21 protein-coding genes are annotated in these 22,925 nt (G+C 62.5%); 6 read left to right on the top strand and 15 right to left on the bottom strand.

Annotation, left to right across the window (positions count from 1 at the left end; translation table 11 throughout):
- Positions 1-191 precede the first annotated feature (191 nt).
- The 9 genes from GYH34_RS19695 to GYH34_RS19655 all read right to left on the bottom strand — a co-directional run bounded on the left by GYH34_RS19695 (position 192) and on the right by GYH34_RS19655 (position 8,425).
- Positions 192-602, bottom strand: a complete 411-nt coding sequence (locus GYH34_RS19695; protein ID WP_142864699.1) for a hypothetical protein — start codon at positions 600-602, stop codon at positions 192-194.
- A gap of 241 nt (positions 603-843) precedes the next feature.
- Entirely contained in the window at positions 844-1,194 is a 351-nt protein-coding gene (locus GYH34_RS19690; protein WP_142864698.1) for a hypothetical protein, read from the bottom strand.
- 80 nt (positions 1,195-1,274) lie between these two features.
- Positions 1,275-1,811: a hypothetical protein gene (locus GYH34_RS19685; RefSeq protein WP_142864697.1), complete on the bottom strand. Its 537-nt coding sequence runs from the start codon at positions 1,809-1,811 to the stop codon at positions 1,275-1,277.
- Between the two features lie 39 nt (positions 1,812-1,850).
- Entirely contained in the window at positions 1,851-3,299 is a 1,449-nt protein-coding gene (locus GYH34_RS19680; RefSeq protein ID WP_161915302.1) for a hypothetical protein, read from the bottom strand.
- 10 nt (positions 3,300-3,309) lie between these two features.
- Positions 3,310-4,635 (bottom strand): DotG/IcmE/VirB10 family protein, encoded by a 1,326-nt coding sequence (locus GYH34_RS19675; protein ID WP_161915301.1) that lies wholly within the window; start codon positions 4,633-4,635, stop codon positions 3,310-3,312.
- A complete protein-coding gene (locus GYH34_RS19670; RefSeq protein WP_161915300.1) occupies positions 4,636-5,592 on the bottom strand; it encodes a DotH/IcmK family type IV secretion protein in 957 nt (318 codons plus the stop codon). It abuts the gene before it with no gap.
- A 16-nt stretch (positions 5,593-5,608) separates the two neighbouring features.
- The gene (locus tag GYH34_RS19665; protein ID WP_142864578.1) at positions 5,609-6,235 is read right to left on the bottom strand and encodes a DotI/IcmL/TraM family protein; all 627 of its coding nucleotides are present in this window, start codon (positions 6,233-6,235) and stop codon (positions 5,609-5,611) included.
- A gap of 315 nt (positions 6,236-6,550) precedes the next feature.
- On the bottom strand, positions 6,551-7,894 hold the full coding sequence (locus GYH34_RS19660) for a hypothetical protein (RefSeq protein WP_142864577.1): 1,344 nt from the start codon (positions 7,892-7,894) through the stop codon (positions 6,551-6,553).
- Between the two features lie 90 nt (positions 7,895-7,984).
- Entirely contained in the window at positions 7,985-8,425 is a 441-nt protein-coding gene (locus GYH34_RS19655; RefSeq protein WP_159729435.1) for a helix-turn-helix transcriptional regulator, read from the bottom strand.
- Positions 8,426-8,634: 209 nt separating this feature from the next.
- On the opposite strand from GYH34_RS19655, the gene GYH34_RS19650 reads away from it, so the two are divergent.
- Positions 8,635-9,072: a hypothetical protein gene (locus GYH34_RS19650; protein WP_161915299.1), complete on the top strand. Its 438-nt coding sequence runs from the start codon at positions 8,635-8,637 to the stop codon at positions 9,070-9,072.
- Positions 9,073-9,189: 117 nt separating this feature from the next.
- Here the strand turns inward: GYH34_RS19650 and GYH34_RS19645 are convergent, their stop codons facing one another.
- The gene (locus GYH34_RS19645; RefSeq protein WP_161915298.1) at positions 9,190-9,585 is read right to left on the bottom strand and encodes a hypothetical protein; all 396 of its coding nucleotides are present in this window, start codon (positions 9,583-9,585) and stop codon (positions 9,190-9,192) included.
- Between the two features lie 32 nt (positions 9,586-9,617).
- Here GYH34_RS19645 and GYH34_RS19640 point away from each other — a divergent pair, with 32 nt between their 5' ends.
- The 5 genes from GYH34_RS19640 (at position 9,618) to GYH34_RS19620 (ending at position 16,517) form a co-directional block, all read left to right on the top strand.
- Complete coding sequence (locus tag GYH34_RS19640; protein WP_142864574.1) at positions 9,618-10,169, top strand: hypothetical protein; 552 nt, start codon at positions 9,618-9,620, stop codon at positions 10,167-10,169.
- A gap of 12 nt (positions 10,170-10,181) precedes the next feature.
- On the top strand, positions 10,182-11,390 hold the full coding sequence (locus GYH34_RS19635; RefSeq protein ID WP_161915297.1) for a hypothetical protein: 1,209 nt from the start codon (positions 10,182-10,184) through the stop codon (positions 11,388-11,390).
- Between the two features lie 65 nt (positions 11,391-11,455).
- On the top strand, positions 11,456-13,522 hold the full coding sequence (locus GYH34_RS19630; protein WP_161915296.1) for a hypothetical protein: 2,067 nt from the start codon (positions 11,456-11,458) through the stop codon (positions 13,520-13,522).
- A 99-nt stretch (positions 13,523-13,621) separates the two neighbouring features.
- Entirely contained in the window at positions 13,622-15,964 is a 2,343-nt protein-coding gene (locus tag GYH34_RS19625) for a DotA/TraY family protein (protein ID WP_161915295.1), read from the top strand.
- Position 15,965: 1 nt separating this feature from the next.
- Entirely contained in the window at positions 15,966-16,517 is a 552-nt protein-coding gene (locus GYH34_RS19620) for a hypothetical protein (RefSeq protein ID WP_142864569.1), read from the top strand.
- 595 nt (positions 16,518-17,112) lie between these two features.
- Here the strand turns inward: GYH34_RS19620 and GYH34_RS19615 are convergent.
- The 5 genes from GYH34_RS19615 to GYH34_RS19595 all read right to left on the bottom strand — a co-directional run bounded on the left by GYH34_RS19615 (position 17,113) and on the right by GYH34_RS19595 (position 22,744).
- Positions 17,113-18,369: an IS256 family transposase gene (locus tag GYH34_RS19615; protein WP_161915294.1), complete on the bottom strand. Its 1,257-nt coding sequence runs from the start codon at positions 18,367-18,369 to the stop codon at positions 17,113-17,115.
- 186 nt (positions 18,370-18,555) lie between these two features.
- Complete coding sequence (locus tag GYH34_RS19610; RefSeq protein WP_142864567.1) at positions 18,556-18,957, bottom strand: hypothetical protein; 402 nt, start codon at positions 18,955-18,957, stop codon at positions 18,556-18,558.
- A 133-nt stretch (positions 18,958-19,090) separates the two neighbouring features.
- Positions 19,091-20,209, bottom strand: coding sequence for a hypothetical protein (locus tag GYH34_RS19605; RefSeq protein WP_161915293.1), 1,119 nt, complete (start codon positions 20,207-20,209; stop codon positions 19,091-19,093).
- Positions 20,210-20,266: 57 nt separating this feature from the next.
- Entirely contained in the window at positions 20,267-20,626 is a 360-nt protein-coding gene (locus tag GYH34_RS19600; RefSeq protein ID WP_142864565.1) for a hypothetical protein, read from the bottom strand.
- Positions 20,627-21,916: 1,290 nt separating this feature from the next.
- Positions 21,917-22,744, bottom strand: coding sequence for a hypothetical protein (locus GYH34_RS19595; RefSeq protein ID WP_161915292.1), 828 nt, complete (start codon positions 22,742-22,744; stop codon positions 21,917-21,919).
- Positions 22,745-22,925: the final 181 nt, after the last annotated feature.

Genomic DNA, 22,925 nt, shown 5'->3' with positions numbered 1-22,925 from the left:
GGCCCGCTTTCGAGGACGCGGAGCGATGTTCCATAGGCGATAGTGAAAGAGTGAGCATCGCGGCGCGCCGATTTTCGAGATCGAAGCGTCCTCGCCGGCCTTCGGTTCTACGACCGAACGACCGGCGAGGACCTTTTTCTCCCCTGCCCCTCGCCGCGTTACGCCGGCGCGGGACAGGAGAGCATTGGGCGTCACTGGAAGGTGATGACGCCGGCCTGGTCGGTCACTTTCGCGCCCGCGCCAGTGGTCGTGTAGGAGGCCTTCTGAATCCACGAGCCGCCGGCGACGAACAGGCCGGTCAGCACGAGACCCGTGAGACCGGCGGCGACTTTCCCGCTCTCGCGGTTCTCCGGCTGACGCGACTGCCAAAGAAACCAAACGCCGGCCACGAACGTCACCAGAGCGGCGACATACATAGCGGTCGAGCCCGCGAAGCCGCCGGCGGTCGAGAACTCCTTCGAAATGCTCTGCACCTGCGAGCCGAGCGTCTGGCCAGCCGCCTGAGCAAAGGCGGTCGTCTCTCCGAGAGAAACGGAGAGCGCCGCGCCAGCGAGCAGGGACGACACGCGGGATTTGATATTGGCGATGGTGTGCAAGTTCATCTCCTTCGATTGAGAGAGCGCCTCACGCCCTCGAAAAAAAGATTTGGACGAAGCTGTGCGAATATCGAGCGACGCGTTCGCGCGCCGAAAATATTTTTTTTCGCCTATCGCTGCCGAGCGCAGAGATAAGCGATCACGAACACCCACACGCCGGGGTTCATCGCGATCCCCCAAAACAAACCCTTCGCGACCTTCTCGCAAATGGTTGTTCCTGGCGCCGCGAGGCGATGGAGGAACAGCCTCATTGCGGGCCTCCGAGGAAAAGCGCGCTCACTCCGGCGAGGCAGACGCCGACAGCCGGAACCATTGCGATGTCGGCGAGCCGGTATTGACGCGCATGGGAGAGAAAGTGCCGCGCCCAACTTGCGAACACGAACAGATAGACAGCGCAGCTCACGAACGTCGCTAGCACGAGATAAAAGCTCATCGTCATGGCGAAGCGCACCACCAGCTCCTGCCGCTCAGCGAGATCGAGGACCGTCGTGACCGACAATCCGAGACCCGCCATCGAAAACAACCACGAATAGAACAACGCCCAACCGACCAAGGTGATCACGATTGGAAGCTGCTTCAGCTTCTCGACAATCTGCATGATGTTTTCTCCGCGCTGTTGAGGTTTCGGATCAAAGGCGCCTGCGTCGCGAATTCAAATCGACGGACGCACTCGACGGTTCACGTTCGAAATACGGAAACCAGCCATGTCGCGACGGTCACGACATTGATGAGCATGATCCCGAATACGAACTGCACGCCGCAGCCGCCGGGGCTGCGATTGCTGCGGCCTGCGATCACCGCATTCCAGGTCAGCATCGCGAAGAAGCAGGACATTGCGCCGACCGCCTGAAAGAACCCCTGAAACAGCGTCACGACATTGACGACCGCGTCGCCGGGCGTCTGTCCCAGGAGATTTCCGTTGACGGTCGGCGCCGTGTAGCTCGTCAGGGCGCCGATCGACACTTGCAGATTGGTTCCCGCCGTATTGTTCGCCATCGTCAGGATCGACGGAAACGAGGCGAATGCGCCCGACAGGACGAGCGCCACGAACGGAACCCAGGGACGGCCGCGATAGGGATTGTGGCTTTGCGCCTGCGTCCAAAATCCCCACCCTGCGGACATGAACAGTCCGAGCGCCGCGAGATAACAAAAGGTCGGCAACAGCGTCGCAATCGCATTGCCGATCTCTCCTGCAAAGTTGACCAATCCTTGCACGTTCAGCCCCCTCTACCCAATGCCTCGAAGCCGACCCGCTCAGCGAATCGGCCCCTTCTCCGTCTGCACGACCCATTCTGTTCCGCGCTGGCTGATCTTGGTGACGCGCCCATAGCCCGGCACATGCGCTCCGATCCCGATTTGCAACGGGGCGATCTCGTCGCCACTGCGATCGAGCTCGGCCAACATGGCGAGGCCCGGCGAAGCCGCCTGCACGCGATATCGGGCGGGCGGTGTGGGAGTGTCGGGCTCGTTCTTCGTCGACAGCGACGCCGGGACGACGCCTTTCATCCCCGTCGCCGGCCGCGCGGCGGGCGCCGCGGGCGGCGGGCTCGCCGGTTCCGGCGGAGACGTCGGCGTGGCCTTCGCCGCGTCGAGCGAGCGTTGCGCCTCGCCGAGGTTCAGCCGGCGCTCGAAATCGTTCAGCTTCGCCTCGATCGCGCGCGCCGCTCTCTTGTCGCTGTCCTGCAGAGTGGCGATCTCCTCCCTGGTGCGGCGCACCAGTGTCGAGAGCTCGGTGATCATGCCGAACAGTCTCGTTTCCATCTCCAGCTGCTTCTCTTCCGCCTTGACGGGCGCGTCCGGCGGCAATGACGCGAAGCGCTTGATCCCCTCCTCCCTCGCCTTCGCGGGAGCTTCGCTCGCCGTGGCGGGCACCGCGGTAGCGACAGGGGCGGCGACCGAAACGGGCAGCGCCGGCGGCGGCGCAGCGGTCGCCTTTGCGGCGACGACGGCGGCGACGACAGGCGCGGCTTTCGGGCCTTCGGGAGTCGCAGTCGGCGGCGGCCTTACGCCGATTTCCGAGACGACGGACGGCGACGCGGCGGCGGGCGCGGGCGCCGTGAGCGGTCCCGTAGACGCCTTGCGAACTTCCTCGGGGGTCCAGAACGCCCTGACCTCCTCTTTGATCCTCTGAGGAGGGGACTCCGCGGGAATTTCCAAGATTGGCTCGCCGCGCTCATTCGGCGGGACGGAAGCGAGCTTCGACGCCGGCGCCATGAGCCCGGCGTCGGCGCCTTTCTCCATCACCCCGCCCTCGACCGCTCCGCTATTCGGCAAAAGAGCGACTGCGGTGATGGTCGCGACGCCGAGAGCCGCGAGGGACACCGACGTCACGAGCTTGTAGCGGTCGAACGGATCGAAGAGATTCGTCCGCGACTTCTTTTCTGCGGCGCGCAGAGCCGGATCAGCCTCGGCGACGCGCGGGGCGTTCGGATCGACGTCCGTGTCGGCGCCTGTTCCCGAGAGAGGCGGCTCCTCCTTCGCCGCGGCGTCGATGGGCTTTCCTCGGGGACTGAGGAATTTCGTGCGGATGCGCGCGAAGCTGGTCGCGATCGACGCGGCCAGCGTTTGCTTGTCAGAACCCTTGTCCACCTCGGACGCGGGCTTGTTCGGCGCCGTCTCGACGTCCGACTCCGGTAGGCCCAGCGCGAGCCCTTTGTCTTCGTCGCGTTCGACGAAATGTAGATTGGCGGCGACATCGCTCATCGGTCTTCTCCTACTTCGTGTTGAGACTCGCGGGATCGACGCTCGCTGTCTCCGGCGCCGCGACGACATTGGACAAGAAGATGACGCCGACGCCCGCATTGGCGGCGAGAAAGACGGTCGCTCCCTTCGGCGTTTGCTGTTGCAGCGTCTGTCCGATCTGCGCCGCCGCCGCGCCGCCGGCGATGCCGGCCTGCTCTCGGAAATTGAGCTTGCCGTAGCTCTGGATCATGCCTCCGAACGGCGTGTAGCCGATCGTCGAGTTCGACAGCGCGATGGCCTGCCCGAGACCGGCGACGAAGGCCGCCGCCGTCGGCAGAGCGAAGCGCTCGATGTAATGCTGATCGACGCTGGTCGCGACGGCGGTCTCCATGCTGTCCGGCGCGATCACCAGGCCTTGCACGTTTATCGTTTGCCCGTGGTGCTCGACCGAATTGATCCGGACAATGAGCCGCTCGGTGTCGCCGAACAGCGCGCCGACCGCCTGGTTCTTGGAGAAGGTCCCGATCATTCGGTCGCCCGCCAGCGGTCCCGTGTCCGCCTGCAGGACGATCGGCCCTCCCGTGTCGGAATTGACCGAGAGCACCGTATGGGCGTAGACGCCGCGTCCCGCCGGGACCAAGACGTTTTCCGCCGCGCGTTGCTGTTGTTGCGCCGGCGGCGCCGAGCGCGCGCTCGTGGCGCGCGGCTCGACGCGGTTGCCCTGCCCCGGCGCGAGATCGTCTCGAACATCCGTCGCCGGCGCCAACACCAGATCCGTGCGCGGTGGCCGTCCTTCCCACTGCTTGAACAGATCGCTCACAGCCTGCTTGAATTGCTCGTCGTTCACTCCAGCGCTGGCGTTCGTGTTCGTGGGCTCGCTGGCGGCGATCTGCTCCACACGCGGAGCCTCTTCCTGTGGATGCTCGGGAGGGACGTAAATCGGCGCTGGTTCAGGAATCGGGACCACCGCCGGCTCGGGCGGGGGCTCCGACGCGGCGATCTCCTCGGGCTGACGCCGATCGACGAGCCGCAGCGGCGCGGCCGCGGGCAAAGGCGGCGTATAGGACTCCCCCGACGCGAGCGCTTTGTCCGCTTGGCTCTGCGCATGACGCTTCAGCAGCGCGTCCTGCGCAGGATTGCTGTGCATGCCGCCCGGCAGCGGGTCGACCTCCGGCATTTTGGCGACCGACGACTCGGGGAGAGTCGGATGTGAGATCGAAGAGACGCCGACGAGCAGCGCGGTCATCGACACGCCGACCACGGCGATCGTGACGATCCGAGCCGGGCCGCCCCGCCCGCCTCGATTGAACTCGCGAATCTGCGACAGCAGCGGGATCTTGGAAAACAGCTCGGACATTCAATCCTCCGTCAAAGAGGCCGAAACGGTGCGTCCCTGATGGGAGAGCAGCACGACCGGCGTCGCGGGAAGCTGGTAGACGGTGAGGCCTCCTTCGGCCGCCTCGGACGCCGTCCACTCCGGGGAGATCAAGGTGAGACGCGTGCGCAGATAGACGCGATCGCCGAGCCGCCAGGCGCGCAGCTCGTCGGGAGAGACGCCTCGGACCGACATAGGGGTCGCTTCGGCCGGCGGAACGCCGTCGAGCATGGCGGTGAGGAACGGGGCGGCCGTATCCGGCGCGCTCGCGCGCACGGTCCCCGCCTTCGCATTCGGGCCGCGCTCCGCCACCTGGATCGAAATATCGGCGTCGTAGCGACCGCCGCCGCCGATCAACAGAAAGCTGATCGGCTTCGGAGCGCCCTGCAGCGTCACCACGAGACCGCCGCGCGGCTGTAGCGACATCGGCGTGATCTCCAGGACGTTCGATCCTTTGGCCGGCGTGCAGACATAAAAGCCCGTAGCGGCGACCGCGGGACCGCTGGCGTTCTGGCCCGTGTTGCAATTCCCGCCGTCGGTCACGGCCGCGGGATTGCTGTTCGTGTCCCATTGGATCGGCCATGGCTCGCCGGTGCGGTCGAAGAAAGAGATCGCCGTCGGATAGCCCTTGACCGTCTGGATGATGTTGACCGCCTGCCCCGGCGCGAAGGACACATTGACGCGCCGGCTCGCCGGCGCCGCGAACTCCGTCGTCGCCTGCTCCTGCGCACGCTTGTTGTCGCCGAAGCGCTTGCCCAGATCCCGGATCATTCCGGGCGTCAGGGGAATGATGTTCGCGGCGCGATCGGCCGTCCCCGTCGCCTGCACGCCTCCGCCATCGGCAGTTCCAGGAAGGCCCGCCGATTGTTGCGCCAGGCACGGCGAAGCGCTCGCCAATAGGACGAGCGCCACGCCAAATGATATTCGCTTGTGCTGCATCTTTTTGCCCTCGTTGCTATTGGCGAACCGCCACGAGCTCGTCGATCTCCAAGCCGTCCGGGCGATCCTCCTCGTTCGTTCTCGTGACGAGCGCTTTGATCACGAGATTTTGCGTGATGTTCTGCTGGCTGTTCTGGCAGGTTTGAACGATCGGAACCTGGATGCGGTAGGCGAGCGCGCCCGCGATCGTGGCGACTTCGCTGATGACGGCGGCGCGCTGCGCCTGCGCGTAGCAGAGCAGCATCGACCGCTTCATCGTGTCGAAATTCTTGGTGTCCATCACGCTGGTGGCGAAACTGTTCCAGCCGCGCTTGGAGAATTTCCGGCTCGCAGCGGAGAGCTGCTGCGGATAATCATTGTAGTTGATGTTGTAAGGCGCGAGCGCGGCGCGCGTCGACCAATCGAGCAGCTGCGCGTCGTCGACGATCGGCGTGTCGAGCGCGGTGACCTCGCGCGTTTTCCGTCCGTCGATCACGAAATATTTCGGGGTCGGCGGATGCGTCCACAGATACACGTCATGCGCGATAAAGACCGTCGTCAGCAGCGACAGTCCGAGCGCGAGTCCGATGGACCTCGATAGAAGAGACGCCTGAAAATCCGGATCGGACAATCGGCGGTTGATCGCGGCGTGCTCGTTTTGCATGAAACCATCCCTCTCGAAAAGATTTGACGTCGACGATCATCGAGAGGGTGCGTGCGAATTTGAAGCGACAAATTGTGTATCCGCAAATTTTCGACGAGGGACGTCGACGTCTCTCGCGAAGCGCGCGCTACGGCGATGCGCCTAGAAACGCTGCGTCGCAATCGTCGCAATCGTCCAGATCGAGCGACACGTTCGCGCGGCGATTCCCGGGACGTGCGTCACGGCGCCGTCGGGTCACGCGTAGCGCTTACCGTTCGCGCAGGAGAGTGCGTGCAAGCGAAGTCAGCTTTATCGGGACGCTGTCGCAGACGAAGTCTATATCGTGAACTCGAACTGCTTCGACAGGCTGGGAACGGCGGACAAGCGCACGCCGTTGCGAACCTCGATCCCGGTCCACCACGGCTCGTGTTTCAGCTTCTCCTCGACGAATTCGTCGGCGTGCTTCGCGATCTTTCCTATCGTTCCTATCGCTGCTTTTCGTCTTCTTTCGTTGCTCTCGTCCACGACGTTGGGGCGATGGTCTCCGGGCGCACGGAATATCAAGCACCGCGACACGCCGCCCGCTTTCGGGGTCAGCACCTTCAAGGCGTCCTCGTATCGCTGCCGATCGAAGGTGGAGCTGGTCGCGCCCTTCGAGCTGAGATGCATCCGAGACACATGGCTGCCTATGCATGGAAGGGTCAGTCCCGTCGCAGCTTTGATCGCGGCCTTACTCATTCCGCCCAGTATCCCGACAGCCGTACGAATTTTCTTTTCGATGGCGGGACGGCCAATGATCGCCACATCATGCGGAAGCCAGTTAGCCTTGAAGTCCTCGGTCGCGGCATGCCACGCGGGATGCGTCTCGGCGAACGATGTCAACGGCTTCGCTTGTCGCGAAGTGCGCTGGTTTTTCTCTTTGGCGCCGGCGAGCGGCCCTTCGATTTGGGGCTCGGAAGGGCGATCGGAATGAGACGTGGCGAGTGACGAGTCCCCCGGGTTCACTTGCGGCGCCGGTATTTCCTCAGTCGTCGGAGCCGTTTCGGCCATGAGGCGAGCGGGAGAAACTATAGTCGTCAATGAGACGTCCGGCGCCGTCTGCAGTGTTTCCGACGTCGCATCCAGCGTCGGTAGTGCGACTGCTTCGGGGGACGGCTGACGACGTGTTCGCTTCCGTTTTGTCGTCGCAGGTAAGGACGCGGCATCGGGCGTCGTCGCCGATGCGGCGCTGGATTTCTTTGGCTGCTTGGGCTTCCTGCGGCCCTCCGCCGTCGCCACACGACGTGTCGGCAAGCCGATGCGACGGCGCTTTCCATAGAGCGAACCCGCGGAACGCCCGAGTAATTCGGCCAAAGCCGGGATTTGCACGCCGCAGGTCCATCCGACGATGAACAGCGTGTGATCCATCAGCGGCCAGGCGTTCTTGCGCGGCCGGAATGGCTTGTCGAGCTGAGCCAGGCCGATGGGAATCCCACGGTCTGAGATTTCGTCGAGGATGGTTGTTCGCGCACAGCCCAAATAGGCTGCGATGGCGTCGACGCCGAGACCGACGCGCAACATTCCGTCGATGAGGCCTTCGGCGCTGGCCAATTCGCGGCCCAATAGCGCCAAAAGCAATCCCGCCTCATGGGGCGTGGCTTTGAAAATGGATGTTTCGAATGAACGGTCGCAATCGAGCATGGCGTCTGCTCCGGCTCTCACCGAAGCAGACCGATAACACCGTTTAACAAGAGCGTCAACGCACCATATATTAGACGCTGTTGTCAGATGCTATTTCGGGGCCTCCAGGTCCTTCATCAGCTCAAGGTAGACGAGAACCTTTTTTTCGATCTCCTCGAACGAAGCGTCCACGGACTTGCGGCGAGAGCGAAGCGTTTCCAGCAGCTCTTCCGATCTGTTCGTCAAATTTTCCGACAGTCGAAACGACATTTCGACTCCCCTCTCAGCCTCCGGCAGCACCGTTGCCACCGTCACTCCCAACGCCGAAGTCACCTTTTTCAGCGTCGTGAGAGAGCTGTTCTGCGTTCCTTTTTCGATCAGGTAGATAGCGGTCGCAGCCATGCCGCATCGATCGCCGAGCGTGCGTTGCGTCCACCCGTGCGACGTTCTCAAAGCCCGGATTCGCTCTCCGATCGCCACCAGGAACTCGTCTCTATTCTCCTCCTGCTCTTTGTCATCTGGTTGTTGCTCTTCCTTTTTTTTCTTGACCATCGCCCAGCGCCTCGTCTCTCCCCGGTGACTTTTTCGATGTGCTTCATATCTGGCAACTAGTACACGCAGCCGACAATTCCGCGTCCCAAATGATCTGGATTCCAGAATCGATCTCCCGATAGCGGCAGACCCGCGTCGAGATCGTCGATTCACCGTGGTCATTCGCGCAGACCGCTCGCACGCTCCCCGGATCAACGGAGACGTTCCCCATGCGAGCCTCAACGATCCTGCGCATCTGCCCGACCCTGGTTTTAATATGTCTTCATGACCCTGCGAAAGCCGATTTCTCCTTGCTTCCAACCGAACAAGGGCCGGTTTCCTCGGCGACGACGCCCACCGAAGCCCCGCAGCGCCCACCGACGCCCACACGCCCGGCGACTTCGCCGTCGAAGAAAACCAAAATAGACCATTCCACGCCAAAGCGTCCGCTGGCGCGAGGTTTCGGGACGGCCATACCTCTCTCCTTCGCGGTGCGACAAATTGTCCCCGCGCCGATCAAAGTCAGCTTCACCCACGAGGCCGATCGAAACGCCATCGTCGATTGGCGCGGCGGACGAGCATGGCCGAGCGTGCTCCGCGACGCGATCCGTCCGCTCGGTCTCCGCGCAATCGTCCGCGAGCGCGTCGTTTCCATCACCCATCGATAAATCCGTTCGTCATTCGCGCACAACGCTTCGATCCTGCCTCGAGCGGAAAAAGGAGGCCGAATGCCAGATCTCGTCACGACCCAAACTGGTAGCTGGCTCGATCCGAGCCAGCTCGATCTATTGAGCGAATTGCCCGAGGTGGCTCGTCGCGCCGAGTTGGATCCGACCGTCGAGTCGGCGGTCGTCGCTCTCGGCGTCGCCCTGGACGACGCCGCGGCGTTCGACCCGCCAGGTCTCGCGCGATGCATTCGAACCGATCCAGCTCGAACCTTGTTCCAGTCCGTGCTCGCGCAGCTTGGGAGCGAGCGTCTCCTCCGCCTGCTCGTTTGGTTGACGGAGCCCGACAAGCCGAATCGCAAGGTGATACTCGTCGCTCTCTTCGCGCCCGAGGTGGGAGACGCCTCCGACGCGATCCGTAGAGCGACACGCTTTGCGAGCAGAAACGCTCTGCTTCGTCGCATCACTGCCGAACTTCGCATTCGCTCTCTCGCCCTCTGCGCGATGGAGCGCCATCGAGACAAATTCTATCAACGGGAATCCTATCGATGAAACGAACGATCATCTCGGCGACCGTTTCGATCGCCCTCTCCACCGCCACCCTCGCGCAAACCGCGCCGCCGTCCGGTTCCGCCGGCGCCTGCGGCACGCTCTACCAACAGGCCGCCAGCGCCGCGTCGGCGCGCATCGCTGCGGACGACAAGGACATTGCACCGCCCCAAACCGTCAAGTCGCTCACCTGTCTCGACAACATTCTGAAGGGCGTCGGCCTCAATGTCGTGGTCAATCTCCTCGACCCGACGAATCTTTTCAACGCCATCGAAGGCCAGCTCTGCAACGCCGTCACCAACGCCTGGAAGAAGGCGCTCGGTAGCGCGCAATGCGGCATCACGCTGAGCGGCTTCAATCTCGGCGCGTTCAACTTCGGCGGCAATCTCGGCGGCGGTCTTTCCTGCCCGAAGCTGAGCTTCGGCGGCGGCGGACCGCCCATGGGCTACATCGGAATCGGCGGCGCCGGCGGCAGCGGCAGTCTCTACGTCAATGGCTCCGGCCGGGCGCCGACCGGATACTCGCTACCCAACACGATCGGCCTCTGGTGAGGAGCAAATCCTATGAACAAGACCTCTCATCTACTTTCGGCGACGGCGGGCGTCGTCATCGGCGCGATCGTCTTCGGCGCGGCTCCCGCGAAAGCACAATTGGCTGTCATCGACGCGACGTCGATCGCCGTTCAGCAGGCGCTGCAAAAGCTCCAGGACCAAGCCAACAATTTCTTGAACACGATCACGGGCCAGCTCGGCCTGAATGGTCCGCTCGCGAGCCTGCTCGGCTCCAACAGCTATGGCGATGTGACCACCCTCCTTCGTCAGGGGTTCACGCAAAACGCCAATTACTCGAAGGCGCAAGTCTCCGCCCAGCGACAGATCGCCGACGCCTCGAACGCGGCCATGGCGAGATTCGAACGCGACAAGCGCAACGCCGTGATCCGCGACGAGCATGTCGTCAGCCCATTGCATTGCGCTCATCTAGACAATGGCCAGACGATCACGGTCGGTGCGGGGCAGTCGTGGAAAGTCGCCACTGCGATCCAGACGGTCGCGGATCAACGCGGCGAGGCGGCGAAGGGAACGCCTTCCTATTATGGAGCCGCCCAGGCTGTCGAAGCGATCAATATGCTGCACTATTCGCGCTACTGCTCCGCGGACGAAGCGGCCGCGGGCCTTTGCAGCGCGTCGCAACGGGAAAATGCCGATCAACGCGCCTCGTCGCTGTTCGGAACCGGGACCTATGACGGCCAGGACGGCGTCAATTCCGCCAATGATTTCGTCACCAATCTGATCCAGCCGATCGTGCCGACGGCGCAGCGGGGCGCGCAAATGACGTCGCTTACCGCCAAGGAGGCGTCGGTTCGGCGACGCCAATACGAGTCGCGCGTCTCACTGGCGCGCAGCGTGCTCAATGAGGTCCTAGCCGCTCAATCGCCTTCGATTCCGCTCAACGCCGCACAGAAGCAGCAGATGCAGAACGAAGGTCTGACGGCCGTCGATACCGGCTCCTGGGTGCAAGCCCTGCAGCTCGACGTGCATCGCCGATACAGCGACGTCAATTGGGCGGCGCAGCTGCAGAGCATGACGCCCGCCGCGGTCGAACGCGAGATCGCCAATGAGCTCGCGGTCACTAATTACCTGCTTTTAGAGAACTACCGGATGGCGATGAAGAACGCGAGCGTCAACGCCACGACGCTGGCCGCGGTCGCCGAGCGCGACCTTCAAACCCTCAAGCCCGCCGTCGAGCTGCCGACCCCGAACCTCTCCAACTGATCGGCCCATGTCCTCCACCTCACAAAACCCGTCTCTCTTTCTCCGTTCCACGAGGCTAAAATCCCATGCCGACCGAACCCGAGAATTCTCCCCGCAAGCCCGATCCGACCTCTGCTTCTGACGAGCGGCGCGTCGACGCGCCCAACGCGCAACATGTCGAGGAGCTGCGCGCCGAGCTGAACGGCGCAATGAACCCGCGCGAGCGCAAGACGATCGGTGAAGAGCTCACGCGCGCCCGCGACTATATGGCGACTGTCGGGCTGCTTGCCCAGCTCGGGGACCGCCGGCCGCACATCGAAGCGCACGATCCGCAGCTCACTGCTCGGATCGATCGCGTGTCCATCGCGTTCCTGAACGATCCCATCGAGCGGCTCCGCGATCCGAAATTCAAAACGGATCTCGCCTATGCTCTGGAAGACGCTGAAAAACGCATCGAACCGCTGCGCATCGACAGGGACCTTCGCGACCAACTCACTCAACTGGCTGCATCCAGCCCTGGGCTCAAAAACGAGCAGATGCGCAGTCTTCTTGAAAAGACCCAAACGCTCGACGACCCCGATCTGGTCCAACGGCTTCGCGAGAAGGCGGTGGAAATCGCCTCCAAATCGAACCAGATGACGAAGGCAGTCCAAGGCGAAATATTTGCGCTGTCCTTCAAGGTGCTGAACGCGCCACGCCGAGAGGCGGGCGCGCAGCCGATCGCCAACCCGTCGGTCGAGCCCGATCGCCCGATCGCGGACTCTCCCGCGTCTGCTGTCGCGTTGGCCGGCGCGCAGCCGACCTTTCCCGAAGCCGCCGCGGAAACGCGGGGCATTCCCGTGAGACAGGCCGAGATCGACGCCTTCGATGACCCGAGGGCTGGCTCCCGGTTCGCGAGTTCCGATCACGCTGCGGTCGAGGCCGCACGGCCATCGGAGCCCGAGGGTTTTGGGACGGCTCCCCCGGTCGCCGATGAATCGCCTCGCAATATGCCGGCTTCCGCGACGCTGGCGGAGCCGAGCGTAGCGTCACGCAACACGCCGGCAGACGAAACGGCGAACACGCCGTCCGCGCTCGCGGATAGAAGCAAAATCGAGATCGCGGCTTTCGACGCTGCGGCTCCATCGACGGCGCGCGCATCGACGTCTTCAGAGACTGCTCACGAGCCGAACGCACAGGCGAAGTCTCCCGTAGCTCCTGCGTCCGAAGGTCCGGCGCCTGCTTCGCGCGGCGCTCCGGCCCCCTCGACGCCCGCCAATGACGACCGCAATCTTGCTGCTTCGGCCGCTCGGCCCGCCTCGCCGGCCACGGCTCCCAACGCTCCGAAAACCCCGGCATCGTCGGAAGCGCCGGACCCTGACGAGACTGATCCGATCACGAAACACGAAGTGCAATTCGTGCAGGAAAAGATCGTGGTGGGCGGCGTGTTCGGAAAGGCCCTCGGGGTGGTCGGGCGCTCCGCCAGCGCGATCGGCCGAATTCTGGAGGCCGCAACGCCATCGTCACAAGCGGCAATGCAGCCAGGCGCGCAACAGCCGCGTGAGCCATCGGCGCGCGAGAAGCAGGCGAACACCGAAGACGTCCAACGCCGCCTGCAGAAGTTCGAGAACACGCGCATGCAATCGAAACGCGACGACTCGCTGCTGCACGCCGCCGATACGTCTGGCAGAGCGGCCCTCGACGCAATGAGCGCCCTTCGAGACGCGCCGGGCGCCTCGATCCTCAATCGCATCCAGGACGCCGCCGCCAATAATAGGGGCGGCATGAGCGCTGTAATCGAGGGCATGAAGGCTGGAGGCCGGTTCGAAGGACTGCGCGAGGAGCTCAAGGCAGCAATTTCCGAGAACAATACGTTCGGCGCTGCTTACGATCGAGCCGCCGATGCTCTTAGGCAATACGGCAAGGACCGAGGAGCAGTCGTTTCGGCTCTAGGCTCCCATCCAAACGCCTCGAACTGGACCGATCATTTCAAGAAGCTCGACGCCGCCGTCGGCGAGGCCGCTTCCTCCATTCCCAGGCATGAGGGCGACGGCAGCATGCTGGAGCATCTCGGCGAAAAGGCCCGCGAGATCGTCGAAAAAGTCCTCGAAAAAATCAAAGCCGTGTTTCACCGCGATCCCGAAGCGCGGCCCTCCCCGAGCCCGGGACCGTGATGGCTCCTTTTCGTCCCCCGAAATTGCTTTGACCAATCTGCACGCGAGGACGCCATGTCACGCCGAACCTTTCCCACTCTCTCGATCGCTCTCTTCGCCGTGGCTTGCGCCGCCCCGGCGCTCGCCCAATCCGCCACCCTGGCGGCGCCGAACTACGACGTCAGCTGGTCTGCCCTGGATCCAGGCCTCGACTGGGCCGCGGAAGTCATCAAAGCGGTATTCCCGATCAACGGTAGCAGTTGCAGCGGCGCCGGGCAGTCCGCGACATGCACCGGTTCCGCCGCCACCGTCATCGGCGAGTTGCTTGGGCGCTTCACCGGCTTCTCCATGGCGCTCGGTATGTTCTATGTGTGCTACCTGACCATCTGGAATATCTATCGCACCGCCGAGACCAGCAATCTCCTCACCAACGCGATGACCTCTATGTTCGTCGTGAGGATCGGCTTCGCCGCCATCATGATGTTCCCGATAGCGTCTGGGTTCTCGATCGGTCAGGCCGCCGTCGTCCAAACCTCCATGTGGGGCATCGGCATGGCGGGATCGCTCTTCAAATTCGCGATCAAGGCCATCGGACCCGATGCAATGGTCATCGCCACGCCGATCGTCCCCGGCACGAAAAACATCGTTCTCGGCGTCATGGAGAACGAGCTCTGCCGGGCCTTCGTCAATGAAGCGACCGCCAACCCGCAGATTGCGCCAGCCCCGACGCCGACGCTCGTCTCCGGCTCGACCACCTGGGCCTATTCGCTGTCCCCGGGCAATCAGACCGGCTCGCCCAGCTGCGGCACGATCACGGTCAACCAGCCCTCCGGCGCGCAGCAGCCCATCGCCGGCGTCAATACCGACATGACGGCAAAGCAGAACGAAATTCTCCAGAACGTCATCACATCGGATATTCGTCCCGTTGCCGAGAGTGTCGCGAAAAGCTATTGGCAGACCAAACAGACCTCGGCGCTCACTCCGCTGCTCGCCGCCTATCAGAATGCGACCCGCGACTACACGCAGCAGCTCACCTCTGCGGCGAGCGACATTCAGAAGCAGCTGCAGAACGCCATCAAACCCCAGGATGCGCGGGCCGGAAAGCTCGGTCTCATCAACAACACGACGACCGATCTGTCGACGCTCGGATGGGCGTCCGCCGGGTCCTATTATCTGACCTTCGCTCAGCTGAATGGCCGCACGCTGTCGCTGCTCAACGATCTGCCGATCGTCAACGGCCCGAGCTACAGCGGCTGGAGCAATGCGCTCAAGACAGATCTCGCGCCGCTGATCCAAGCCAGCGACAATTTTCTCGGGCAGCTGCGCACGTATGTGAACACCGCCGACGGGGCTAACCCGCCTGCAGGTAACGCCGACACGTTCGGAAATGCTGCGGCTCGCGAAGGCGGCTCCTGGATCGAGCGCGTTTTCCGTTCGATCAATCTCAACGAGCCGCTCTTGAACTATATCGCGAACAGCATCTCTCCGACATCGAACCAGTGGTCTGACCCCTTCGGCTCGCTCATCACGCTCGGCCAATATCTCATGACCGCGGCGCTGACGGCTTATGGGCTCGCGATCGCCGCGTCGTCCGGGACCGTTCAGACGGGAGCGGCGGCCTTCTCGCTGCTCACCGGCAATTTCGCCGGGGCCGCCGCCGCCGCCGGTCTCGCCACGGTCTCCGACGTCTTCAAGGCGCTGTTGACGCCCTTGTTCTTCGGTCTCCTGGCGCTTCTCATTCCCGGCATCATGATCGCCTATGTGCTGCCGCTCATCCCCTGGGTGATGTGGATCGCCGGCGTGACCGGCTATCTGATCCTCGTGATCGAAGCGGTGATCGCCGTTCCGCTCATGATGGTCGCCCATATGACATTCGAGGGCGAGGGCCTGCATGGTCGCGCCATCCAGGTCTATGAGCTACTGTTCAACGTGCTCTTCCGGCCGGTCCTCATGCTCCTCGGGCTCTTCGCCGGCTATTTCGTGTTCTCGTCGGTCTCCTGGCTCATCCGGATAAGCTTTGGAGTCGCCGTGCATTTCGTTCTCGAGAAGGGCTGGTTCGTCACCAATCTGATCGGACTCGTTGTGCTCCTAGCTATCTTCGTCTTGCTGCATATCGTGGTCGCGATCAAAGCCTTCGGACTGATCTCGCTCATCCCGCATCATGTGCCGAAGATGCTCGGCTTCTCGCCGGCGAACCGTGTCGATATGGACGAGTTCAGCAAGGCGGCCGCGTGGACCGGCACCGAGGGGACGATCAAGACGCTCGACGGTTACGCAAGAAATCAGCTGAAAGGGGCAGCACGACAAAAAGGCCGCAATGGTGTAGGGTCATCGTCGACCCCTGCGTTGTCCTCTCCGCGAAAGGGTATCACTGGCCCCACTGATAGCTCCGCGAAGGGCGGGAGCGTCGACTCGACCTTGAGCGCCCAGACGGACGTCGGAGATCATAATAAGGACGGCTGAGATGCGCGACGACGACGAACCTGGCTCTGGAAACGGTATGCTTTGGTATGCGGTGGGTCGCTCGAGCGGCTATTCGAGCGGCAAGTCCGACGGCTATCGCGAGGGCGAAGACACCGGCTACTACGAAGGTGAGCAGGCGGCCCTGCGCAATCTCAACGTCCAGCAGGACGCGGAGTATCGCGCCGGCTGGCGTTCGATCCATATCAAAGATTTCAACGCCTGGATGGACCTCCTCAACAAGGAGCGGAAGCGCAATGCTCAGCTCGTCGCCGAAAATGAATCCCTGCGACAGTCTCTGGCCAACTCCGATAGTCATGGCGAAGAGACTTCCAGGAAACTGTTGAATACACAGAAGTTCAAAAGCGGTCTGGAAGAATGTCTTTGGTCTCTGCTCAAGGCGGCAGAACAAGGCAAGGCAGAGCGTCCAGAGTATTCCGAACTCAAGTCTATCGTCTATCAAATGATTGATGCGTGGTCGAAGGGCGAGATCCTTTGCCGCCCTGACGCTCTGGGGCCACGAATCGCCGCTCTGTGGCGAGCACTCAAGACGTGATCCACTTCAGATAGCATGACGGCATTCGCGCAGCCTCGTCGCATGATGGTTTCGCACAGGAGACCCTCATGCGACAGCTCTTCCTCCCACTGATTTGCCTCTCCCTCCCGCTCGCGGCGTGTTCCTCGGGAAATGTCCACGCCCCAGCCGATTACGACGCGCCTCCCGCCCCCACAGTCAGGCATCCATTCTACGACCCCTACGCCGCTTATGGCGAGGCCAACGCCACATGGAGGCCGCCGGTGATCGATAGGAGCGGATCCGTGGTCAAGCCGGCGGAACCTTCCACCCAGGCTACCCGGCCCAACTACGAATCGGCGCCATGGGCGACCGGCGTGGCGGGGGGCTCCCGCAACGCGCCTCCCGGCACGTTCTGATCGTGGGCCGCACGCGATCGTCCGCCGATCGGCCGAGGCACGCGAGCGAGCTGGCCTCGCTCGCCGTTGCAGGCCAAATGCGTCGGGCCATGCGCGGATAAAAACTGGGCATCGCCCGAGCCTTTTTCGCCATGCTGGAGATTGATCGGAATTGCGGTGCCGTCGCGGATCGTGTTGAAATTGGCTGACGCAGCTCCGAGGCAATCGAGGATATCCGATCAAGCGGCAAGATCAATAGGCTGATCGGAGGGCCGCTCGGCGAGGCTCTGCCAACCGGCGACCTTTCGCATGGTGATCTGACCCGACGCCAACAGCGCCCAGAACAACATGGCGGCGGTGTCGGCGCTCGGCAGCACGGTTTGCGTCTTGATCCGTCGCTTGAACTCTTCATGCAATCGCTCGATCGCATTCGAGGTGCGGATCGATTTCCACTGGCTCGGCGGAAAGCGCGTGAAGGTGAGGAGCTTGTCGCCGGCCTCCTCCAGGCTGTCGGCGACGGGCTTGTGCTTCAGCCGCCATTTCCGGATGAACGCCTTGCGTTTCGCTTCGACCTCCTGCTTCGTGTCGGCATAGATCATATCCTTGTAGTCGTTCGATATTTCCTCATGCAGCCGCTCCGGCGCGTGAGCGAGGAGATTTCGATGCTTGTGCACCGTGCAGCGCTGAACCGCTATATCGGACCACAAGGCCGCCAGCGCCTTCTCGAGACCCGGCGCGCCGTCGACGATGACCAGCTCCGGCGTCTGCATGCCGCGCTTCACGAGATCGTCGAGCAGCGCCCGCCAAGCCGCCTCGCTTTCTCCGCCCATGTTCTTGATCGCGAGCAGAACCTTCTGCCCGTCCCGCCGCACGCCGAGCGCGACCAGAAGCGAGATCGAAGTGGCCTTCTTATCGAGCCGGACGCGCACGACAGTGCCGTCGAGAATGAGGCGCACGATCGGCTCCTCGCCGAGCAAACGCTTGTTCCAGGCATCCCAATCGCCTTTCACCTTGCGCCAGGCGCGGCTGACCACATCCTTCCCGACCGCCCCGGCGAAAACGGCATTCAACGCGCGGCGCACGCGGCGCGTGTTGGTCCCGGCGAGATAGGCGCCGGCGATCAAGGCGTCGGCGGCCTTGGTGCGGCGCTGATAGGCCCCGAGCGACGCGCTCTTCCACTCGCTGGTCTTGCCGTTCTCGCCCTGGATGCGGGCTCGCGGCACGGCGATCTCCGTCTTTCCGAACGTGCCCGTCAGCGCACGTTTGCGATGCCCATGCCGGCAGCCGACGATGGTCGCGGCGGCGTCTTCGTCCGAGCCCGTTTTGCGGCGTGCGTAGCGCGGCCGCGACAGCGCGCTCTCCAATTCCTCTTCCAGCATCGTCTCGATGAAGCCGCGCACGCGCTCGCGAACGCCGTTCTCGATCGGGTCGAACCAATTGTCGAAAAGCATGATGTCGGCCGCGACAGCCGCCGTCTTCGTGGTATCCTTCGTCATGGCGTGGTCTCCTTCCAGCGCTCCAACGCTGGAATCAGTTGGGTTCAGCGCCCCGGAGACTACGCCAACCCAATTCCAACCACTCCCGCGACGGCACCGGAATTGCAGCGCGCCATGCGTTTCTCGGCGCGGTCGTCGACGCCGCCGGCGACTTCGGCGGCGTCGAGTTGCGGATGCGAGCGCGTTTCAGCTCGGCCAAAATCGCTCGGACGTGGTGAGATATTCCCACGCCGTCGCCAGCCGCCGTGTTCTGAGCTGATAATTTTGCAGTCCGCTTTGGAACGCCGTCAGAAAGAGAAACAAGCAGAACGGTGCGAATTCCAGCACCGGCGCAATGTTCCAAGACGTCCACGGCGTGACCGCGATCTCGAACAGCCAGTAGAAGAACAGCACCCAACCCGCGCCGAAAAAGATATAGGCCGAGAGTGCGGTCTGCCGGCGACGGCGTAGCAAAAGGCTCTCGACCTGCCACACTTTCATGCCGTGGAGAAACGCAGTCGCCTCGAGGTTGAAGTGGCGATCTTCATCGACTCTGAACCGTGAATCGCGCCGCAGGCCACGACGAACCCCGGCGAGCAATCCCGTCAAAACACGGCCTCCTTCGGTCACTTCGTGCTTCGGGAACGCACGTCCCGGTATGGAGCCGATCCACTTCACCCCGTTCCACGCTCTGTTTAGCGGCGAGATTCGTTTCGGTGTGTCCGATCGCTTCGGCTTCCATCTATCGCGCCGCATGGCTCTCACTCCCTATCGACGCGATCACCGCATTCCAATCCTCCGGTAGTCCATCAACGCGCCCCTCGGAGCCGTCTTGCTTGCGCCAGATCACCGTCGGCGTCCCGCGCAGCCCGATCGCTTCGGCGATCGCCATGTTGCGTCGAAGCAGCTCTTCTGCTCCGTTCAAGGGCGGCCCGTTCAAATCACCACGCGACCAGGCCGTCGCCATTTGATCGGCGGGCTTGCTCAACATCGCCAACGCGCTCTTGGTGCTCCGGCCGTCGTCCTCGTAGTCCAACACCGACACGGGTATGATCGCGACCAGCACTCTCCCGGCCGCAACGAACGGCTGCAACTGCTGCAGAGCGCGGACGGAATATCCGCACAACGGATCGATGAACACGTAGATCTTCGGCGCGGCCTCGGAGCCGATCGTTCCGAAGGTCGCGCTATGGGCGGCCTCCAATGCCGAGGTGGTCTTGCTGCGCCCAGCGCTGTTTACGGCTCCAGTCTCCTTCTCGCCGCCGATCGTCACGGTCGGCGCCACCTCGGGCAGCGGCGTGACTTGTTCACGCGTGATGTTTTTTCCGCTCGCGTCCCACATCACGCCCGGGATCACCCGCTCGCCATCCGGCGTGACGTAGAACACCTGGAACTGTCGTCCATTACGCACGAACAGCCCACGCATCCCGTGGCTCACGCCGAGCTCAGTTACTCGTGGCTCGCTTCGTCCGGCAATCGTCAGCAGCAGATCTGCCGACAAATCGGTCTGCACGCCCGCGACGATCGCCTCGCCGTCCGGCATGACCTGCAAGATCATGAACTCTTCGCCCTGCCGCGCGACCACCGCGCGCAGGCCATGCGCTTGCCCCGCATCGAACAGCTGCGCGCCGGCTTTCGCGAGATGATTGAGGGCCGGCGTCCGCTCGATGAATTCCGTTGCAAGGGGTGAAAGCTTCGATGCGCCGAGAGCCACGCTCGCGGCGCCCTTCTCCAATTCGGACACGGGCGGGCCTCCTGACCCACCCGCGTCGTTCTCTGTTCCAGCCCATGATGTCCCTGGTTCGCTCAGGGCGAGCGTCGCGGCGAGTATCGCGGCGATCGTAACCGAATGCGATTTCATGGTGGTCTCCTTTCGACCACCAGCATCTGCAAATTCTGCGCGAACCCAAAGCGCAGACTATGTGATCGCTTCGAAATCGTCACATATCGATTTCAAAAGCTCGGTCAGGACATTCGGCCTTCCGACAAACAATTCCGTATATGCGGTCGCCAATGCCTTTTTCGCCAGCAGGTCGTCGCGAGTTCGCGGTGGAATGCCAGCGAGCTCGACAAAGCGGCGGTCGATATCGTCATCTGCCGCGACGCGGGCAATGATCGTCGTCATGCTGCCATAGCGAGTGAACACCAATTGGATGAGGTGATCGCATTGCTGTTCGAGTGTCATCGGACAGGCTTTGTCGACGGCAGCGTCGTCAATTCGTTCGTGCTTCGCCATTTCGCCGCACCCTGCTGAAAATAATGCCTCCCCCTGCTCCATAAAAGATATCGCTCTGACGCATAACATCGCGCCGTCACTTTTGGTTTCGCTGATCGGAATAGACGCACACGCAAAGGGAGGGGGTAGGAACCGCGCGCGCCGCCTTCGTCACAGGTCTCGGTCTCGAGAATACAGCAACATCTCCCCTACGCAATACCCCGCTGTTTCTGCTTCAAGAGTCGTCGCCATGCCAACGCTTGCGCCGTAACTTGCCTTCAGGACTCACGCCTTTCCAGAGTTAGTCTGCAGAGCGCATCGAAATCGCGAATCGGTGTCGAGTGAGTCATTTCGCCGCACCCATAATTCGCCGCTCGGCGTCGACGTGGCGCATTTCGAAACATTCGCGCCGAAGCGCTTCAACATCGATGCGTGTCGGTTCTGTTGGCCACGGCAGCAACGACTCTGACGTAAAAGAGAGTCTGATATGAAACAGAGAGTCGAAACGGAAACGTGGCCTTCTTTTCGGTCGAGACGCCGCCTACGTTCGCCACATCGGAGAGTTCGATGAGTTACTGGAGAGCGCACTCCCTAGACCGGGGTCGAGCGTCGGCGGTGAAGACTTCTCTCCCTTCACGGAGCCTATATGGAGCTGAAGGCGCATTTCCCGTAAAATGGATGTTGTCTGCGTGCCCTCGCAGCGCTGAGCGCGCTTGTTGAGCAGCACGAAGAATATGCCGCCGCGCAGCAGTTTTCAGACGATCGATCAGAAGTTTCGTCGCGTAAAACAAGAAAGGCTTCCGGAACGTCACCGTCCCGAAAGCCCTAGCCGATCCACTTGCAGAATCAGCGAACCACTAGCGGAAATCGCTGTCAAGTGGCGACGTCGTTTGGGAGGGCAGACCGCTACTGATGTTTATACGGGATCGCGTTGCCGATTCCGATCATCCCGTTCGACATCAGTGTCGGGATGCATTCGGACGCTGGTCCGGGTGGAGTCCACTTCGTTCGCCAGGGCCGAAGGACGTCCTTATGGATCCAGGCTTTTATGCCGTGATCTCCCCAAATTATCTCGACGAAACCATCGACCTCGTTCAAGGGCCATTTTACGAACGCGGCCACTCCACTATGTCCAATTAGCTTCGACGCCTCGGTCGGAGCCGCGAACACCAGAGGCACCGCGCTGGGATCAAATCTACGTTCTTCCGGGATGTGGACTCTCAAACACTTATAACCCTCGATTGGCCTAACTGGCGTAAAGCTCCCGGCGCCGCCCGCTTGAAGCACAAGGAAACTTGCGGCGAGGATCGGATTGATTAATGAGATCATGATACTATTCCCTTCGCGTTACGGCTAATTCAAGACGGACTGTCCGGCCGTGGGGCCGACTCTGTTGGCGATGGATTGACGCCAATCGCCGACCGTCGTCGTTGGCGTAATGCCGTTCGCGGCCATCGTCTGAGGCGGCAAATGAACAATTCCTTCGAGGTTGTCGCTGTCGTTGGCCTTCGCCAAGTTGACGGAAGGGCCCGGGCCGAACTGATAATAGCCTCTCACGTCAATGAATGTCGGATCCTGGACTCCGTTATCTTGTAGGTACGTTGCGCCATTGTACTCGTATTGTGCGGCGCCCCAGGCTTGATTGGCGGGATCGTTTTTCCCGGCGAGGCTCGTGTCGATCCCTGCGTTCGGATTGTCCGCCGCCGCCTGATTGATCGTTTCCGTGTAAGTCGCATTGGTCATTTGAAACGCCCCGGAGACGGTTCCGGCGCCCTGGACGTTTTTGCAGCCCGATTCCATGACGCAGGTGGCGGCGAGCGACGCGCAGCTGACGCCGACCGTCGTGGCGGCGTCGCACGCTTGGCCGCCCCAAGACTGAGCGTTCATCGTTTGCAGCGGATCGCAGCCGCTGCAAGCCGTGTAGTCGATATTGCCGCCGCCGGGATTGTTGCCTCCCCCGGACCCGACATCTGTCGAGCCGGTCGGATAGGAGAAATTTGGCGCGCCTTTTTCCTGATAGGTCGGATGCACTGTTTGCGGGAGACCTCTCTCGGTAACGGGAACAGGATCGCCGGCGAAGGCGGGGACGGCGGACGCCAGCAAGAGAGCGGTTGCGAGCCTGGACATATTTCGATGGCGTATATCGCCGCGATGGGTTGGACGAAATATGACTGTGGACATGGGATCCTCGTGTTGGAAGACGTCCCGAGCCGAACATGGAGGTGCGCGTATCTCTATCGAAATTTCCCGATCACGGGACGGTCTTGCAATGCAGGGAGAATTCGCGGGAAACTCTCGAGCGGCCGGCGGCGCGCGACCTTAGCGGCGCCGCGCGATTGCGACCGGGACGGTGCGGCCCGCG

Source organism: Methylosinus sp. C49, assembly GCF_009936375.1.
In the GTDB taxonomy this organism is placed as follows: domain Bacteria; phylum Pseudomonadota; class Alphaproteobacteria; order Rhizobiales; family Beijerinckiaceae; genus Methylosinus.
This window is presented reverse-complemented; position numbering and strand designations above follow the sequence as displayed.

Bases quoted from the DNA above. Each gene is read 5' to 3' on its own strand.
- GYH34_RS19695 (WP_142864699.1), bottom strand. From the start codon at position 602: ATGAACTTGCACACCATCGCCAATATCAAATCCCGCGTGTCGTCCCTG.
- GYH34_RS19690 (WP_142864698.1), bottom strand. From the start codon at position 1,194: ATGCAGATTGTCGAGAAGCTGAAGCAGCTTCCAATCGTGATCACCTTG.
- GYH34_RS19680 (WP_161915302.1), bottom strand. From the start codon at position 3,299: ATGAGCGATGTCGCCGCCAATCTACATTTCGTCGAACGCGACGAAGAC.
- GYH34_RS19675 (WP_161915301.1), bottom strand. From the start codon at position 4,635: ATGTCCGAGCTGTTTTCCAAGATCCCGCTGCTGTCGCAGATTCGCGAG.
- GYH34_RS19670 (WP_161915300.1), bottom strand. From the start codon at position 5,592: ATGCAGCACAAGCGAATATCATTTGGCGTGGCGCTCGTCCTATTGGCG.
- GYH34_RS19665 (WP_142864578.1), bottom strand. From the start codon at position 6,235: ATGCAAAACGAGCACGCCGCGATCAACCGCCGATTGTCCGATCCGGAT.
- GYH34_RS19660 (WP_142864577.1), bottom strand. From the start codon at position 7,894: ATGCTCGATTGCGACCGTTCATTCGAAACATCCATTTTCAAAGCCACG.
- GYH34_RS19655 (WP_159729435.1), bottom strand. From the start codon at position 8,425: ATGGTCAAGAAAAAAAAGGAAGAGCAACAACCAGATGACAAAGAGCAG.
- GYH34_RS19650 (WP_161915299.1), top strand. From the start codon at position 8,635: ATGCGAGCCTCAACGATCCTGCGCATCTGCCCGACCCTGGTTTTAATA.
- GYH34_RS19645 (WP_161915298.1), bottom strand. From the start codon at position 9,585: ATGGCGCTCCATCGCGCAGAGGGCGAGAGAGCGAATGCGAAGTTCGGC.
- GYH34_RS19640 (WP_142864574.1), top strand. From the start codon at position 9,618: ATGAAACGAACGATCATCTCGGCGACCGTTTCGATCGCCCTCTCCACC.
- GYH34_RS19635 (WP_161915297.1), top strand. From the start codon at position 10,182: ATGAACAAGACCTCTCATCTACTTTCGGCGACGGCGGGCGTCGTCATC.
- GYH34_RS19630 (WP_161915296.1), top strand. From the start codon at position 11,456: ATGCCGACCGAACCCGAGAATTCTCCCCGCAAGCCCGATCCGACCTCT.
- GYH34_RS19620 (WP_142864569.1), top strand. From the start codon at position 15,966: ATGCGCGACGACGACGAACCTGGCTCTGGAAACGGTATGCTTTGGTAT.
- GYH34_RS19615 (WP_161915294.1), bottom strand. From the start codon at position 18,369: ATGACGAAGGATACCACGAAGACGGCGGCTGTCGCGGCCGACATCATG.
- GYH34_RS19605 (WP_161915293.1), bottom strand. From the start codon at position 20,209: ATGAAATCGCATTCGGTTACGATCGCCGCGATACTCGCCGCGACGCTC.
- GYH34_RS19600 (WP_142864565.1), bottom strand. From the start codon at position 20,626: ATGGAGCAGGGGGAGGCATTATTTTCAGCAGGGTGCGGCGAAATGGCG.
- GYH34_RS19595 (WP_161915292.1), bottom strand. From the start codon at position 22,744: ATGTCCACAGTCATATTTCGTCCAACCCATCGCGGCGATATACGCCAT.